A 17301-nucleotide genomic window follows, 5' to 3' on the forward strand; every position below is an offset into this window, starting at 1 on the left:
CAAGTTTCGATGTGGCTCAAATGCTCCAGCGAGCACTCAACAAACGTTCGTTCAACAGCCCCGGCTCCAGTGGCTTCGGCCGGCGGGCCATGGCGCTGACAAACTGGTCCAGCGCTTCATGTAGCCGCTGCTCCAGAGCTGGCGCCAACTGCGCCGCGGCACTGCCTTCGCCGTAGGCGATCTGGCTGTCCTCGGCAAAAATCCCTTGCAGCATTTCCTGGGCCTTCAAGGCCGACAGCACCGGTTTGAGTGCGTAATCGACCACCAGCATGTGGGCGATGCTGCCGCCCGTGGCCATCGGCAAGACAATCTTGTGGTTCAGGGCGCGCTCGGGCAGCAGATCCAGTACGGTCTTCAGTGCGCCGGAGAACGACGCCTTGTAGACCGGAGTCGCGATCAGCAGGCCATCGGCGTTTTCAATCTGTTGCAGCAGGTCGAGCACCTTCGGGCTGTCGAAGCGGGCGTGGAGCAGGTCTTCGGCCGGGAAGTCCCGCACCTGATAACTCACCACTTCCACCCCTTGCTGCTGCAACCAGCGTTGCGAGCGCTCCAGCAACACCCCGGAACGGGAGCGTTGACTGGGACTGCCACCGAGTGAGACGACCAGCATTCAGACAATTCCTTGAGCATTACCGGCGATTCGCGGGTTGCGATCTCGCTTCAATGACACAGACCTTACCAGCTGATTCATATATCCATAAATCATATTTATTCATTTGGTTATTCTTTATGGAGATATACGTTTCACGTTCTTCCGGGCAAAAAAACAGGCCGTGAAAACGGCCTGAAACCCTGCATCGTGGTTCGAACTGATCGCTCCCCATGCAGAGTGTGGGAGCGATCCGAGGACGGTTATTTGTTCGGCTGTGGCGTCAGGCGCAGGTACGGCTTCACCGCGCGGTAGCCCTTCGGAAAGCGTTGCTTGATTTCGTCTTCATCCTTGAGCGAGGGCACGATCACCACTTCATCACCGTCCTGCCAGTTGGCCGGGGTGGCCACCTTGTAGTTGTCGGTGAGTTGCAGCGAGTCGATCACCCGCAGGATCTCGTGGAAGTTGCGCCCGGTGCTCGCCGGGTAGGTGATGGTCAGGCGGATCTTCTTGTTCGGATCGATCACGAACAGCGAACGCACAGTCAGCGTGTCGCTGGCGTTCGGGTGGATCAGGTCATAGAGATCGGACACCTTGCGATCGGCGTCGGCCAGGATCGGGAAGTTGACGATTGCGTGCTGGGTTTCGTTGATGTCTTCGATCCATTTGTGGTGCGAATCCACCGGATCGACCGACAGCGCGATCGCCTTCACGCCGCGTTTGGTGAACTCATCCTTGAGCTTGGCGGTGAAGCCCAGCTCGGTGGTGCAGACCGGGGTGAAGTCCGCCGGGTGGGAAAACAGCACGCCCCAGCTATCGCCCAGCCACTCGTGAAAACGAATCTTGCCGGCGCTGGAATCCTGTTCGAAATCGGGGGCGATATCGCCGAGTCTGAGGCTCATGGTGCTGCTCCTGATGAGTTGTTGGAGACCTCAACTGTAGCTCGGGATTTGCCTATCTGAAAAAGAATAAATAACGAGATATTTATATCGTTTAAGAATATTAAACATCTGTTCACTGGACGCCTGTCGGCAACGCGCCGAACATCGGCCCCAAGGTTCGAGAAGGCCTTGAGTTGCTGCAAAGAGGGAAATGTCGGGAAAGGTCTACGGGGGTGGGCCTGACCCGAAAACACAAAAGCCCCGTCCGGCGCGATGCCGGACGGGGCTTTTTTACATCGGTTTTTTACATCAGTGCAGGAGCGCTATTACAGCAGCGGGATCGAGTAGCTGACGATCAGGCGGTTTTCGTCCTGGGAACGAGTGTTCGCCAGGTCGGTACGCCACATGGCGTTCTTCCAGGCAACGCCGAGGTTCTTCAGCGGGCCTTCCGGAATCACGTAACCAACGGTCAGGTCACGTTCCCACTCGGTGCTGTCGCCCAGAGGGGTATTGATGTTGTTGCCACGCAGGTAGATCACGCCAGCCGTCAGGCCAGGTACGCCGACCTTGGCGAAGTCATAGGCGTAGCGAGCTTGCCAGGTACGTTCGCCGGCACGGGCAAACTTCTGGATCTGCATGTCGGTGATGGTGCTGTTGGACGAGCCGTCACCCTGGTTCAGCCAAGGGAAGTCACTGTCACCCTTGGTGTACTGATAGCCGCCACCGAAGGTGTGACCTTCAACCGAGTACAGCGCCAGGTAGCTGTACAGATCGTTGTCGACCTTGCCCTTGACGGTTTTGCCGCCGTAGAAGCCGCTGGTGTAGTAGGCAGGGGTGTCGCCGTTGTTGCCGTTGTCACGGCTGCGGTAGTAACGCAGGTCGCTTTTCAGTACGCCTGGACCGATTGCCCAGTTGTGTACCAGACCCAGGAAGTTCTGCGAGTAGAACTCCTTCAGCTCGCCGTAGTAGTACGAGGCGGTCAGGTCTTTGGTGATTTTGTAATCAGCACCCGCGTAGTAGAACTTGTTGCTGAACACGCCGGTGTCGTAGTTCGAACCGGCGTTCGCGCCAGCGATCGACATGTTCTCGTTGTTGCTCGAGTTACGACCTTTCACGGCTTCAACCTGACCGGCAGTCAGGGTCAGGTCCTTGATCTCGTTCGACGTGATCGCTTCGCCCTGGAAGGTTTGTGGCAGCAGACGACCATCGTTGTACTTGATGACCGGGTTGTTCGGCAGCAAGGTACCGACCTTCAGCTCGGTCTGGGAGATTTTGACCTTGCCGGTCACACCCAGGCTGGCGAAATCATGTACGGCTTTGTTGCCATCGCTTGGGAAAACGGTGCCGCCCGAAGCAGTGCCGGTGTAGTTGCCGTGTTCTGCACGGCTGGAGTCCAGGCGCACGCCGTACAGGCCGATTGCGTCAACACCGAACTGAACGGTGCCCTGGGTGTAACCGGAGATGAAGCGCAGATCGAAGCCTTGGCCCCACTCGGCGTTCTTGTTGCGAGTGTTCGACGTTGCAGACGGCTGGCCATCGCGGTTGTCGGTGTTGATGTAGTAGTTACGCAGCCCCAATGTGGCCTTGCTGTCTTCGATGAAACCGGCGGCGCCTGCCTGCTGCGCCATAACCCCTACAGCCACGGCCAGGGCCAAGGTGGACTTGTTCATGTATCGCTCCTCTCGTTTCTAATTCTTGTGTTCCTGGTCCGGAGTCTGATGCCCCTGGATCCTAAGATGCGCGATTAGCGCCAGACCGTGACTGACAAGTCAATCGTAACCTTGTGTGTCTACGACCAAGGTCTAATCGCAGTTATTTGGTCCTTGCAGGGTAAAGATTTCCTGATAAACCCAAAAAGAATTTATTCATTCTTTTTCATACCATTCGGGTATATGGCTCTGTAATGGCCATCTGCACCGGGATACAGCGTATCGGCGACTAAGCTCATTCCTAAATGGTATTTATTAGCCTTTTTTTAGATCGTTTAGCTTTGGCGAAACCCCGATTCGTCAAACCCTATCGAAAAGGCGACGCCATCATGGCCAAACGCGCACTATCTAGTCAATTTGTTACAGTTTTTGTATCGGCATTGATTTCTTTCTCAGCCCACGCCGCCAACCTCACTGTCGGCTACCAGACCGGCATCGATCCAAGCAAAGTCCCTCAGGCCGATGGCGTTTACGAGAAGACCATAGGCGAAAAAATCGACTGGCGCCGTTTCAACAGTGGCCCGGAAGTTGTGACAGCCATCGCCTCCGGTGACGTACAGATCGGCAACCTCGGTTCCAGCCCGCTGGCTGCCGCCGCTTCGCGCAACCTGCCGATTGTTGCGTTCATCGTATCGGCACAGATCAATGCCGCCGAAGCCCTGGTCGTTCGCAACGGCAGCGGTATCAACAAGCCCGAGGATCTGATCGGCAAGACCATCGCCACCCCGTTCGTCTCCACCTCCCACTACAGCCTGCTCGGTGCGCTCAAGCACTGGGGCCTGGACACCTCGAAAGTCAAAGTGGTGAACCTGCAACCCGCAGAAATCGCGGCGGCCTGGAAACGCGGTAACATCGACGGCGCCTTTGTCTGGTCGCCGGCGCTGGGCGAGATCCGCAAGACCGGCAAGACCCTGACCGATGCCGCGCAGGTCGGCCAGTGGGGCGCGCCGACCTTCGAAGTCTGGGTAGCGCGCAAGGACTTTGCCGAGAAGCATCCTGAGGTCGTGGCCAAATTTGCCAAGGTGACTCTGGACTCGTTCGCCGACTATGCCGCCCATAAAGACAGCTGGACGGCCGACTCGGTACCGGTGCAGAAAATCGCCAAACTGACCGGTGCCAACGCCGCCGATGTCCCGGAATTGCTCGCAGGTTCGGCGTTCACCGATGCCAAGGCGCAACAGACCACTGCGCTGCTGGACGGCGGCACGGCGAAGGCGATTGGTGAGACGGCGAAATTCCTGAAGGAACAAGGCAAGGTCGAAAGCGTACTGCCCGACTACTCGCCGTATGTCAGTGCGAAGTTTGTTGCTGAGTAAAGGATTTGCCCCCACGAGTCGCATGGGGGCAATCGCCGATCACAGGGCTTTTTCGAAGATCTTCGAGTTGCGCTGATAGTTATAGAGAGAAGCCCGGGCCGCCGGCAGGCGCTCGACGCTGCTCGGCTCGAAGCCGCGCTCGCGGAACCAGTGGGCGGTGCGGGTGGTGAGGACGAAAAGCGTCTTCAGGCCTTGCGCCCGGGCACGAGTCTCGATGCGTTCGAGCAATTCGTCGCCGCGACCGCCATGGCGGTATTCCGGGTTCACCGCCAGGCACGCCAGCTCACCGGCATCCGAATCGGCAATCTGATACAGCGCCGCACAGGCGATGATCATCCCTTCACGCTCGACCACGCTGAACTGCTCGATCTCACGCTCCAGCACTTCGCGCGAACGGCGCACCAGAATTCCCTGCTCTTCCAGCGGACTGATCAGGTCGAGCAAGCCGCCGACGTCTTCAATCGCCGCCTCGCGCACCCGCTCGAATTGCTCCTGGGCCACCAGCGTACCGCCACCGTCACGGGTGAACAGTTCGGTCAGCAGCGCGCCGTCCTCGGCATAACTGACGATATGGCTACGCGCCACGCCGCCACGGCAGGCTTCGGCGGCGGCATCCAGCAATTCCGCCTGATAGTTGCTGCCCAGACGCTGCAAATGTGCCGGCACCTGTTGTGGACGCAGTTCGCGTACCAGTTTGCCGTTTTCGTCGATCAGACCGAGGTCCGCGCCGAACAGCAGCAGCTTGTCAGCGCCCAGATCGATGGCGGCGCGGGTGGCGACGTCTTCACAGGCGAGGTTGAAGATTTCACCGGTCGGCGAGTAACCCAGCGGCGATAGCAGCACGATGGAGCGCTCGTCGAGCAGACGGTTGATGCCCTTGCGGTCGACCCGGCGCACTTCGCCGGTGTGGTGATAATCGACACCTTCCAGCACGCCGATCGGCCGTGCGGTCACCAGATTGCCGCTGGCCACTCGCAGGCGCGAGCCCTGCATCGGCGACGAGGCCATGTCCATCGACAGCCGTGCTTCGATGGCGATGCGCAACTGGCCGACCGCGTCGATCACACACTCCAGCGTCGCGGCATCGGTGATGCGCATCCCGTGGTGGTAATGCGGGGTCAGGCCGCGAGCAGCGAGACGGGTTTCAATCTGTGGACGGGAGCCGTGGACCAGCACCAGCCGCACGCCGAGACTGTGCAGCAGCACGATGTCATGGACGATGTTGCCGAAATTCGGATGCTCCACGCCGTCGCCGGGCAGCATGACGACGAAGGTGCAGTCGCGGTGGGCATTGATATAAGGGGACGCGTGACGAAGCCAATTGACGTATTCGGGCATGAACCTGGGCCTGTAATAAATAGCAGCCGGAAAAAGGGCGAAACGGAAAACGCACAGCGGGCTGATGGTTATCGTCGGAACAGGCTTGGCGACACGCGCGCTCTCCTCATGAATACGGGTTGGCCGGACGGCAATTTATACAGCTTTGAGACAGTAATGTTCGATCAACTGCCGCAATAGATGCACGGTAGGCTGCAAACGTGACATTTCAAGGTACTCGTCCGGCTGGTGGGCGCAGGCGATGTCGCCGGGGCCGAGCACGATGGTTTCGCAGCCAAGGCGCTGAAGATAAGGCGCTTCGGTGCCGAACGCTACCGCTTCGGCCGTGTGGCCGGTGAGTTTTTCGGCAATTCGCACCAGTTCGGCGTCCTCGGCCTGCTCGAACGGCGGCACTTCGGGGAACAACGGTGCGTAGTCGATCTTCACCTGATGCCGTTCGGCGACCGGGTTGAGCTTGCGCAGGATCTCGGCCCGCAGAACCTTCGGGTCCATTCCCGGCAACGGCCGCAGATCAAACTCCAGCGAACACTGACCGCAGATGCGGTTGGGGTTGTCGCCACCATGGATGCAACCGAAGTTCATGGTCGGCTGCGGGACGCTGAACTGCGGGTTGTTGAATTCGCGTTGCCACAGCAGGCGCAGGCCGCGCAGTTCGCCGATGGCGTCGTGCATCGCTTCGAGGGCGCTGTGCCCCAGGCGTGGATCCGACGAATGGCCGCTCTGCCCGAGGATGTCGATGCGCTCCATCATGATGCCCTTGTGCATGCGGATCGGCTTGAGCCCGGTCGGCTCACCGATCACCGCTGCCCGGCCCAGCGGCCGCCCCGCTTCGGCCAGCGCCCGGGCGCCGGACATCGAGCTTTCTTCATCGCAGGTGGCGAGGATCAGCAGCGGTTGCCTGAACGGCTGGTCGAGCAGTGGTTGCACGGCTTCGATGATCAGGGCGAAGAAGCCCTTCATGTCGCAACTGCCGAGGCCGACCCAGCGGCCGTCGACTTCAGTGAGTTTCAGCGGATCGGTTTTCCACAACGCATCGTCGTAGGGCACCGTGTCGCTGTGCCCGGCCAGCACCAGCCCGCCGGGGCCGCTGCCGAAACTGGCGAGCAGGTTGAATTTGCCGGGGCTGACCTGCTGGATATCGCAGCTGAAGCCCAGATCACCGAGCCAACCCGCGAGCAAGTCAATCACTGCCCGGTTGGACTGATCGAGGCTCGGCTGGGTGCAACTGACCGACGGCACGGCGATCAGTGCAGCGAACTGGTCTTGCATGGACGGCAAAGGCATCGCTGACTCCAACTCCCGGATTGAAGTCCATCATAGAACCATCCGGCGCCGAGAATAAACCGCCGCAAGGCGTAGGAAGTTTGAGTCCTGTACACTGCACGGCCTTGGCAGCCACACATTCCCCCGGCTGCGCTCCCGATCCTGGATTTTCCGGCCATGCAGAAAGAAACCGAAATCAAACTCCGCGTCAGCCGCGAAACTCTCGCCGCCCTGCGCGAGCACCCTCTCCTGAAAAAACGCAACAAAAGTGGCTGGGAACGCCGTGAGTTGATGAATCAGTACTTCGACACGCCCGAGCGTGACCTGGCCCGGGCCAAGGTTGCCCTGCGCCTGCGCAAAGACGGCGAAGAAGTGATTCAGACCCTCAAGACCCGTGGCCAGAGTGTTGCCGGTCTGTCCGAGCGTAACGAGTACGACTGGAACCTGCCCAAAGCCAAGCTCGACGTGAAGAAACTCGACGGCGAATGCTGGCCCGAGTCCCTCGCCGAGCTGGACAAGAAAACCCTGAAGCCGATCTTCACCACCGATTTCGTCCGCGAGCGCGCCGAAATCGCCTGGGGCCGTGGCAAGACCAAAGTGGTCATCGAAGCCGCGCTGGACCTGGGCCACGTGGTAGTCGGCAAACAGAAAGAAGAAATCTGCGAGCTGGAACTGGAACTGCGCGAAGGCGAGCCTGCCGCGTTGCTGGAACTGGCCGCCGAACTGGCCGAAACCCTGGCCCTGATGCCGTGCGACATCAGCAAGGCCGAGCGCGGCTATCGCCTGTACGACGCCAACAGCTACTCGCTGAGCCTGCCGGCACCGGCCATCACCGCTGAAACCCCGCTGGACGATGCCTTCGCCTCCCTGAGCTGGCACTTGCTCGGCAGCAGCCAGCGTCTGGCCGAACAGTATCGCTTCAACGGCCACTGGCGCCTGCTGCAGGACTGGGTCGAGAACCTCGCGGAAATGCGCGCCCTGCTCAGCAGCCTCGGCCAGGCCGCACCGCGTCAGTCGACCCACGACCTGCGCGTTGCGCTGGACGCCCTGCTGGAAGACTGGCGTCCACTGGTACAGGTCGGTATTGAAGACGAAGACGTGCGCAAAGCCGCGCCGGAGCAGTTCCTCGAAGAACTGGAAGACCCGCGCTGGGGCCTGTTCTCGCTGAACACGTCGCGCTGGTTGCTGGCCCGCACCTGGGCGGCCAACCGCAACACCCGTGGCAATCGCCAGGGCGCTGCGCAATTGGGCAGCTGGTTGCCGCGCCTGCTGGGCGAAGAAGCCACTTCGCTGCAATTGCAGCGTTATCAGCAGCAGCCGGAAGATCTGGCCGAGCAACTGCCGCGCATCGAGCGCATCCAGGTCTGGCTGCACCACGCGCGCAACGTGCTGGAAATCCCGGAAATGGATCGTCTGTACGGCGAGCTGAACAAACTGGCGCAACTGGCCAACGAGCCGACCATCACGGATGAACTGCTCGATGCGCGCAAGCATCAGGCGATTGCGGTTTACCAGAACCGCGCCTGGAAAATGCTGCTGCGCATGTAATCCTCAGCAACAGAAACTGTGGTGAGGGAGCTTGCTCCCGCTGGAGGCCGAAGGACTCCCAATTCCGGCAGACACCGGTTTGGGACTGCTTCGCAGCCCAACGGGAGCAAGCTCCCTCGCCACAAAAGCACTTAGCGCAATACCGGCAGGCTCGTCGTCGATTTGATCTCCGACAGCGCCACAATCGAGTTCACCTCCTGAATCCCCGGCACCAGCGACAGTTTCTCGAAGAAAAATCGCTCATACGCCTCGATGTCCGCCGCGACAATCCGCAGCAAGAAATCCACCGCCCCCATCAGCACGTAACACTCCAGCACTTCGGGAAAGCCGCGAATCGCCTCGGTGAATTCGGTGAAGTTCGAACGGCCGTGGGCGTTGAGTTTGATTTCGGCGAAGATCTGCGTGTTCAGGCCGATTTTCTTGCGATCGAGCAAAGTCACCTGGCCGCGAATGATCCCCTCCTCCTTCATCCGCTGAATCCGCCGCCAGCAAGGCGACTGCGACAGGCCCACCTGTTCGGCGATCTGTGCGCTGGACAAGGAAGCGTCCTCTTGCAGCAGGGCGAGAATGCGCCGGTCGTAGCTGTCCAGCTCACTGTGCATAAATAATCCTCAAAATCAGCCAACAGCGAATCGATCTGCCTTATCAATCGCCTGATCAGCTCATCTTAGACAAGAAATGCCCGGCATCGGATGTAAAAATTCCTCCACTGATTCCGGAGACCTGCCATGCCACACCTCGAAGCCGTCAACACCCCAGCGCCCCGTGCCGATGTGTGGAACGTCAACAACGCCCATTGCCTTGCGCAGTACCAGATACTGGCCGAGGCCGAGCCGGATTTGCTGGTGCGTGTGTTGAACCTGTTCGCCTTGCAGTTCCTCACCCCGGAACAGGTCAATGTCCAGCGCCTGGACGACCTGCTGTCCATCGACATAGTCATGAGTGGCCTGAGCTGGCATCGCGCCCAGGTGATCGCGGAAAAACTTCGTAACCTGATCAGCGTCTGCTCGGTGAACCTGCAAAACCCCGACGCGGCGTGGGATGCGCCCACTCAGGCGGCAGGCTGACAAAAGCGGAAACGCCTTTGTCGGGTAGTGGCCCAACGGTCTACGGGGCCACGACTATCCTTTGCGAACTGTCGTTCAAAAGGAGCCCGCATGTCCGTTCAACTCGCCACTCAGGACCGCTGGCTGGATCTCAATGATGTATTGCGTGAACTGGTCGCCCAGGGCTTCATCAGCCAGGATTCGGCCGAGCATGCGCTGAATGCGCGCCGCCGCCATGCCACCCATGGGCAGGTGCACCCGCTGGAATTCATCGCCGGCCAGCAACTGGACGACCTCAGCCGGCCGGGCAAACACCTGGACCTGGAAAGCCTGACCCTGTGGCTGGCGCAGCAGGCCGGCCAGCCGTATTTGCGGATCGATCCGCTGAAGATCAACGTCGCCGCCATCACCCCGCTGATGTCCTACGCCTTCGCCCAGCGCCACAGGATCCTTGCGGTGTCGGTCGACCGCGATGCAGTGACCGTCGCCAGCGCCCAGCCCTACGTCAATGGCTGGGAAGCCGACCTGACCCACGTGCTGAAACTGCCGATCAGACGGGTGGTCGCCAACCCGGTGGACATCCAGCGTTTCAGCGTCGAGTTCTTTCGTCTCGCCAAATCGGTCAGCGGCGCCAGCAACGCCGACCAGCCGGGCAGCAACCTCGGCAATTTCGAACAACTGCTCAACCTCGGCGCCAGCGATCAGGAGCCGGACGCCAACGACGCACACATCGTCAACATCGTCGACTGGCTGTTCCAGTACGCCTTCCAGCAACGGGCCAGCGATATCCACATCGAACCACGCCGCGAGCAAGGCACGGTGCGCTTTCGTATCGACGGCGTACTGCACAACGTCTATCAGTTCCCGCCGCAAGTGACGATGGCGATTGTCAGTCGCCTGAAAAGCCTTGGCCGAATGAACGTCGCCGAGAAGCGCAAACCCCAGGACGGCCGGGTCAAGACCAAGACCCCGGACGGTGGCGAGGTCGAGTTGCGCCTGTCGACGCTGCCCACCGCGTTCGGCGAAAAAATGGTGATGCGGATCTTCGACCCGGAAGTACTGCTCAAGGATTTCGATCAGCTCGGGTTTTCCGCCGACGACCTGCGCCGCTGGCAGGACATGACCCGCCAGCCCAACGGCATCATTCTGGTGACCGGGCCGACCGGTTCGGGCAAGACCACCACGCTCTATACCACCCTGAAAAAACTGGCGACCCCGGAAATCAACCTCTGCACCATCGAAGACCCGATCGAGATGGTCGAGCCGGCCTTCAACCAGATGCAGGTGCAGCACAACATCGACCTGACCTTCGCCGCCGGGGTACGGGCGCTGATGCGGCAGGACCCGGACATCATCATGATCGGCGAGATCCGCGACCTGGAGACCGCCGAAATGGCGATCCAGGCTGCATTGACCGGGCACCTGGTGCTATCAACCCTGCACACCAACGATGCACCGAGCGCCATCAGCCGCCTGCTGGAACTCGGCGTGCCGCATTACCTGATCAAGGCCACGGTGCTCGGGGTCATGGCCCAACGGCTGGTGCGTACGCTGTGCCCGCACTGCAAGGTGCCATTGCCCATCGGCGAGGAAGACTGGCAAACCCTGACCCGACCGTGGCAGGCGCCGCTGCCGGGCAACGCACAACGGGCCATCGGTTGCCTGGAATGCCGCGACACCGGATATCACGGTCGCGCCGGGGTCTACGAAATCATGCAACTGACCGACAGCCTCAAAGCGTTGATCAGCCCGGATACCGATCTGACGGCGCTCCGGCGCCAGGCCTTCAAGGAGGGCATGCGCAGCCTGCGATTGTCCGGCGCGCAGAAAGTCGCGGCGGGGCTTACGACTATCGAGGAGGTGTTGCGGGTCACCCCGCAAAGCGAACAGAAATAGCCCGGTTACCGGTCAAACCCCTCAACCTCGGTGCTGGGTTTGATCCATAGCTCAGAGCCGTCCAGCCTATGCTGCTCAATCGACTGGCCGGGCCCCAGCTTCTTGCCGGAGTGCAGGTTTCGTCCGGTGTAGTATTCGTCCGCACTGAATATCAATGTGTGCGGCGCGTTCTGTTGCACTCTCATTCCTTGGGGGTACGTCCACTCGCCAAGGGTCAGCGGGCTCTTCAGGTTCCCATCCCAACGCACGAGCGTGCGCTGCGGATCCAGACGGACGCTCACGTTCGCCAGTTCTATGCCGTCGATGAAGACCGTGGATGTCGAACGAAAATGGGTAACAGCGTAGCCGGTGTCCAGCTTGTAGAGCTGGCTGGAATCCGGCCAGTTCAGCCCGGCGATTTTCGTACCAGCCACCAACTGACAATCGCTGAACTGCCAATGCTCCGGCTGAAACCGGGTATGCTCGGCGAAGCCCAGATGGACCCAACTCCCTCCGCGACAGGGCCAGCCCTCCACCTCTTGATCCCCGACGAGCTTCAAATCTACTGCCAACGGGAGAGTCATCTGCAGGGTAGAAACTCGCATTCCCTTGATGGTATGCGGTACAGCAAACTCGGCACCCCGCAGGTTGGCCAGTCCATAGACCTGAGGCTGGCCGCTCCCGTCCAGCGGTTCGGCTGATCTCAGGTGCAACCGGGTGCCGGCAGGAAAATTCAGACCCTGAACTTGAACGGCATCCTCCAGTTTCGGATTAAGGAGCTTGTTTTCCCGATAACTGACCACCACCTGAAACAAGGTATAGCCAACCACGCAGACACAGATCAGCATCAGGACAGCAAATTTGCGCGGATGGCGCAGCAGCGCCCTGCGCCATGGCGGAACACAGAGCATGATCAAAAGGCCAGGAAGGCCGATGAACGCGCCCATCAGCACCGTCCACATCACCCCGTAAATCAGCGCGATAACACCCACGATTGCATCCCTGCGAAAAAATCAGGGGGCATGGTCTCAAACAAGTGACCGCGCCTCTAGCGCTACTTGAGCCGCCATGGAACTCGACAGGGTAAATGGCGATCCAAGGTCTCAGTTCAACCCCCTGTGGAGTCACCCATCATGCGTCTCAAACTTGCTGTCGCCACCCTCGCCCTGCTGTCCCTTCCCGTTGGTTCAGCGATGGCCGACAGCTTTTGGCGTAACGTCATTTCGTCCGGCGCCACCACTGGCTCGACGTACCTGACCTTCAAGGATCACAAGCTGATCGTCGCCGCCCAGGATGACGCCGGCAGTTTCGTTGCCAGCGATGGCGGCATCCGTGGCCCGTACCTGGAAGCCGCCATGCAGAAAGTCCGCGCCGACAACCCGGGCCTGCAAGCGACGGACATGGAACTGGCGAACGCGATCCTGGCGAAGAACGCCGTAGCATCGGAATAAACCTTTCGCCCAAAAAAATGCCGCTCACATGAGCGGCATTTTTTTGCCCGCCAATCAGCGGTAATCATCCACCGGCACACACGCGCAGAACAGGTTGCGGTCGCCATAGACGTTGTCCACCCGGTTCACCGCCGGCCAGTATTTGTGCGCCTTGGTATGCGCATCCGGCGTGATGCCCTGCTCAATAGTGTAAGGCCGCTCCCAGACGCCGGTGACATCGGCCAGCGTATGCGGCGCACGCTTGAGCGGATTGTCCTCGGCCGGCCAGTTGCCGTTTTGCACTTCGGTGATTTCCGCGCGGATGCTCAACATGGCGCCGATGAAGCGGTCCAGTTCGGCCTTGGACTCACTCTCGGTCGGCTCGACCATCAAGGTACCCGGCACCGGGAACGACATGGTCGGCGCATGGAAGCCGTAATCCATCAGGCGTTTGGCGATGTCTTCCTCACTGATGCCGGTCTGCGCTTTCAGCGGCCGCAGATCCAGAATGCATTCATGGGCCACCCGATCATTGCGCCCGGTGTAGAGCACGGGAAAGGCGCCGGACAGATGCTGCGCCAGGTAATTCGCCGCGAGGATCGCCACTTCGCTGGCGTCCGCCAGTTGCGGCCCCATCATGGCGATGTACATCCAGCTGATCGGCAAAATGCTCGCACTGCCCCAGGGCGCTGCGCTCACCGCACCGTTCTGCGGTTGCGGCCCGTCGATCGGCACCACCGGGTGATTGGCGACGAACGGCGCCAGATGCGCCCGCACACCGATTGGCCCCATGCCCGGCCCGCCTCCGCCGTGGGGAATGCAGAAGGTCTTGTGCAGGTTCATGTGTGAAACGTCGGCGCCGATGTCCGCCGGCCGCGCCAGTCCGACCTGGGCATTGAGGTTGGCGCCGTCCATGTACACCTGGCCGCCGTGCTTGTGGATAACTTCGCAGATTTCGCTGATGCCCTCCTCGTACACGCCGTGGGTCGACGGATACGTCGCCATCAGGCACGACAACTTGTCCCCGGCCTCGGAAGCCTTGGCCTTCAAATCCTCCAGATCGACGTTGCCCGCTTCGTCGCACTCGACGATCACCACCCTCATCCCGGCCATCTGCGCCGAGGCCGGGTTGGTGCCGTGGGCCGAGGACGGAATCAGGCAGATGTCGCGCCCGCCCTGGTGGCGACTTTCGTGGTATTTGCGGATCGCCAGCAACCCGGCGTATTCACCCTGGGCACCGGAGTTGGGCTGCATGCAGATCGCGTCGAACCCGGTGATCGCGCACAACCAGCGCTCCAGCTCTTCGATCATCAGTGTGTAACCGATGGCCTGCTCTCGAGGCACAAACGGGTGAAGGTTGGCGAACTGCGGCCAGGTGATCGGGATCATTTCACTGGTGGCGTTGAGTTTCATGGTGCAGGAGCCGAGCGGAATCATCGACTGGTTGAGCGCCAGATCCTTGTTCTCCAGCTGCTTGAGGTAGCGCAGCATCTCGGTTTCGCTGTGATGGGCGTTGAAAACCGGGTGGCGCAGATAGGGTGAACTGCGCAGCAGATTATCCGGAATCCCGGACACCAGCGTTTCAGCGTCGAGTTCTTCGACGTTCAATCCATGATCGACACCCAACAGCACATCGAACAGTTTGCCGACCGTGCTCTCGTCACAGGTTTCATCGAGGCTCAGGCCCAAATGGCCGCGACCGAGAATCCGCAGGTTGATCTGCGCGGCCTGAGCGCTTTCGATGATCGCGGTCTGCGCGCCGCCGACGTCCAGGGTGAGTGTGTCGAAAAAGTGCTCGTTGATGCGCTTGATGCCATGCCGCTCAAGGCCGGCGGCGAGGATGCAGGTCAGCCGGTGCACGCGCTGGGCGATCCGCTTCAGCCCTTGCGGCCCGTGATAGACCGCGTAAAAACTGGCGATGTTGGCCAGCAAAACCTGGGCGGTGCAGATGTTCGAATTGGCCTTCTCCCGGCGAATATGCTGCTCCCGAGTTTGCAGGGCCATGCGCAGCGCCACGTTGCCGCGCGCGTCTTTCGAGACGCCGATGATCCGCCCGGGAATCGCCCGTTTGTACTCTTCGCGACTGGCGAAAAACGCCGCGTGCGGCCCACCATAACCCATCGGCACACCGAAACGCTGGGACGAGCCGAACACCACATCGGCGCCCAGTTCACCCGGCGGGGTCAGCAGCAACAGACTGAGCAAATCGGCTGCCACACAGGCCAACGCCTGTTGCGCATGCAGGTGATCGATCAACGGACGCAGGTCGCGGACCTCGCCGTGGGTGTCGGGGTATTGCAGCAGCGCGCCGAACACCTGGTGCTGCTTCAAGTTATCCACCGTGTCGACGATCAGCTCGAAGCCGAAGCCTTCGGCGCGGGTCTGCACCACGGAAATGGTTTGCGGATGACAGTTTTCGTCGACGAAAAACAGATTGCTCTTCGACTTCGCCACACGTTTGGCCAGCGCCATGGCCTCGGCGGCCGCAGTCGCCTCATCGAGCAACGAGGCGTTGGCCAGTTCCAGACCGGTGAGATCGATGGTCAGTTGCTGGAAGTTGAGCAACGCTTCGAGCCGGCCTTGGGCGATCTCCGGTTGATAGGGCGTATAGGCGGTGTACCAACCGGGATTTTCCAGCACGTTGCGCAGAATGACCGTCGGCGTGAGGGTGCCGTGGTAGCCCATGCCGATCAGGCTGGTCCAGACCTGGTTCTGTTCGGCGTAACCGCGCAGTTTCGCCAGCGCAGCTTGCTCGTCCAGCGCGGGCGGCAGGTCCAGTTCGCGGTTGAGGCGGATGGCAGGCGGGACGGTCTGTTCGATGAGTTCGATCCGGCTGCCCAGGCCCAGGCTGTCGAGCATCGCCTGCTGCTCGGCGGCATCGGGGCCGAGGTGACGGCGCAGGAAGGCATGGGGGTCGCGTAACTGGCTCAGGGATGGCAACTGGGACATGACGGGCTCTCTCTTGGCTGGCGGCTCGGCGTCAATGCAACACGGTCAAACCAGCATAGCAGTCGATACCGTCGCGGACGGCTTGGCGGCGGGTGGCCTGACGGGGCATGCTGTGGCACCTGTAACACGCGCCCAACCCTCGGATGATCGAATCCTCATGAGCCAACTGCCGTTTCTGCCGTTTTCCAAACCTGTCATCGATGAAGCCACCATTGCCGCCGTCGGCGATGTCCTGCGTTCCGGCTGGATCACCAGCGGGCCGAAGGTCCAGGCCTTCGAGGCGCAACTGTCGGAATATTTCGGCGGGCGCCCGGTACGCACGTTCAACTCCGGCACCTGCACCATGGAAATCGCCCTGCGCATCGCCGGCATCGGCCCGGGGGACGAAGTGATCACCACGCCGATTTCCTGGGTGGCCACGGCCAACGTGATTCTTGAGGTGGGGGCCACACCGGTGTTCGCCGACATCGACCCGGTCACCCGCAACATCGACCTGGATCGACTGGAAGCGGCCATCACCCCGCGCACCAAGGCGATCATCCCGGTCTATCTCGCCGGGTTGCCGGTGGACATGGAGCGCCTGTACGCCATCGCCAAAAAACACAACCTGCGCATCGTCGAAGACGCCGCGCAGGCACTCGGTTCGAGCTGGAACGGCCAGCGCATCGGTGCCACCGGTGATTTCGTGTCGTTCAGCTTCCAGGCCAACAAGAACGTGACCTGCTCCGAAGGCGGATGCCTGGTGCTGAATACGCCGGAAGAAGTGCGTCTGGCAGAGAAATATCGCCTGCAAGGCGTCACCCGCACCGGGTTCGACGGTCTGGATGTCGATGTGCTGGGTGGCAAGTTCAACATGACCGATGTGGCGGCCGTCATCGGCCTCGGGCAGTTCGCCCACATCGAAGCGCTGACCGCCCATCGTCAGGAACTGGCTCGCCACTACTTCAAATGCTTTGGCGACGACTTCGAAGCCACGTATGGCGCGCAACTGCCACCTGCCGACTTCACCAACAGCAACTGGCACCTGTTCCAGCTGGTGTTGCCGGAGCGCAAGGACGGCTTGCCGGCGCGGGCCACGTTCATGGAGCAGATGCAGGCGCTGGGCGTCGGCATCGGCTATCACTACCCGCCGATCCACCTGCTGAGCCTGTACCGCGAGCGCGGTTTCAAGGAAGGGATGTTGCCGGTGGCCGAGCGCGTCGGGCGGCTGATTGTGTCGTTGCCGATGTTCACCACCATGACCAAGGCAGATGTCGAGCGCTCGGTGGCGGCGGTCAAAGCGGTACTGGGCAACGCCTGAGCCGCGCAATAGAAAGCTGCGGCCACAAAAAAGCCCCGACGGATCGGGGCTTTGCGG

Annotated in this window: 14 protein-coding genes; 6 read left to right on the top strand and 8 right to left on the bottom strand. The window is 60.9% G+C overall.

The genetic code is table 11. The features are described 5' to 3' along the window. Window positions 1-16: 16 nt before the first annotated feature. The 3 genes from ssuE to IF199_RS28695 form a co-directional block, all read right to left on the bottom strand. Window positions 17-610 (bottom strand): NADPH-dependent FMN reductase, encoded by a 594-nt coding sequence (gene ssuE / locus IF199_RS28685; protein ID WP_085731495.1) that lies wholly within the window; start codon window positions 608-610, stop codon window positions 17-19. A gap of 242 nt (window positions 611-852) precedes the next feature. Beyond that, entirely contained in the window at window positions 853-1491 is a 639-nt protein-coding gene (locus tag IF199_RS28690) for a peroxiredoxin (protein ID WP_192559243.1), read from the bottom strand. Window positions 1492-1796: 305 nt separating this feature from the next. Continuing rightward, window positions 1797-3140: an OprD family porin gene (locus IF199_RS28695; RefSeq protein WP_096817448.1), complete on the bottom strand. Its 1344-nt coding sequence runs from the start codon at window positions 3138-3140 to the stop codon at window positions 1797-1799. Between the two features lie 365 nt (window positions 3141-3505). Here IF199_RS28695 and tauA point away from each other — a divergent pair, with 365 nt between their 5' ends. Then, complete coding sequence (tauA, locus tag IF199_RS28700) at window positions 3506-4495, top strand: taurine ABC transporter substrate-binding protein (RefSeq protein WP_425220396.1); 990 nt, start codon at window positions 3506-3508, stop codon at window positions 4493-4495. 39 nt (window positions 4496-4534) lie between these two features. Here tauA and argA read toward each other — a convergent pair whose 3' ends face one another. Beyond that, entirely contained in the window at window positions 4535-5833 is a 1299-nt protein-coding gene (gene argA, locus IF199_RS28705) for an amino-acid N-acetyltransferase (RefSeq protein WP_102619648.1), read from the bottom strand. A 135-nt stretch (window positions 5834-5968) separates the two neighbouring features. Beyond that, complete coding sequence (gene argE / locus IF199_RS28710) at window positions 5969-7117, bottom strand: acetylornithine deacetylase (RefSeq protein ID WP_096817444.1); 1149 nt, start codon at window positions 7115-7117, stop codon at window positions 5969-5971. A 156-nt stretch (window positions 7118-7273) separates the two neighbouring features. On the opposite strand from argE, the gene IF199_RS28715 reads away from it, so the two are divergent. Further along, window positions 7274-8644, top strand: a complete 1371-nt coding sequence (locus tag IF199_RS28715; protein WP_192559245.1) for a CYTH domain-containing protein — start codon at window positions 7274-7276, stop codon at window positions 8642-8644. 131 nt (window positions 8645-8775) lie between these two features. Here IF199_RS28715 and IF199_RS28720 read toward each other — a convergent pair whose 3' ends face one another. After that, complete coding sequence (locus IF199_RS28720; protein WP_007951785.1) at window positions 8776-9246, bottom strand: Lrp/AsnC family transcriptional regulator; 471 nt, start codon at window positions 9244-9246, stop codon at window positions 8776-8778. Window positions 9247-9372: 126 nt separating this feature from the next. Here IF199_RS28720 and IF199_RS28725 point away from each other — a divergent pair, with 126 nt between their 5' ends. Next, a complete protein-coding gene (locus IF199_RS28725; protein ID WP_192559246.1) occupies window positions 9373-9711 on the top strand; it encodes a hypothetical protein in 339 nt (112 codons plus the stop codon). A gap of 90 nt (window positions 9712-9801) precedes the next feature. Beyond that, a complete protein-coding gene (tfpB, locus tag IF199_RS28730; RefSeq protein WP_096817439.1) occupies window positions 9802-11586 on the top strand; it encodes a type IV pilus assembly ATPase TfpB in 1785 nt (594 codons plus the stop codon). Window positions 11587-11591: 5 nt separating this feature from the next. Here the strand turns inward: tfpB and IF199_RS28735 are convergent, their stop codons facing one another. Continuing rightward, the gene (locus tag IF199_RS28735; protein ID WP_192559247.1) at window positions 11592-12557 is read right to left on the bottom strand and encodes a hypothetical protein; all 966 of its coding nucleotides are present in this window, start codon (window positions 12555-12557) and stop codon (window positions 11592-11594) included. Between the two features lie 138 nt (window positions 12558-12695). On the opposite strand from IF199_RS28735, the gene IF199_RS28740 reads away from it, so the two are divergent. Then, the gene (locus IF199_RS28740; RefSeq protein ID WP_169843014.1) at window positions 12696-13016 is read left to right on the top strand and encodes a DUF2388 domain-containing protein; all 321 of its coding nucleotides are present in this window, start codon (window positions 12696-12698) and stop codon (window positions 13014-13016) included. Between the two features lie 54 nt (window positions 13017-13070). On the opposite strand, the gene gcvP is transcribed toward IF199_RS28740, so the two are convergent. Beyond that, entirely contained in the window at window positions 13071-15944 is a 2874-nt protein-coding gene (gcvP, locus tag IF199_RS28745) for an aminomethyl-transferring glycine dehydrogenase (protein WP_192559248.1), read from the bottom strand. 157 nt (window positions 15945-16101) lie between these two features. On the opposite strand from gcvP, the gene IF199_RS28750 reads away from it, so the two are divergent. Continuing rightward, a complete protein-coding gene (locus tag IF199_RS28750; RefSeq protein ID WP_192559249.1) occupies window positions 16102-17244 on the top strand; it encodes a DegT/DnrJ/EryC1/StrS family aminotransferase in 1143 nt (380 codons plus the stop codon). Window positions 17245-17301: the final 57 nt, after the last annotated feature.

The organism is Pseudomonas allokribbensis, from assembly GCF_014863605.1.
GTDB classification, from domain to species: domain Bacteria; phylum Pseudomonadota; class Gammaproteobacteria; order Pseudomonadales; family Pseudomonadaceae; genus Aquipseudomonas; species Aquipseudomonas allokribbensis.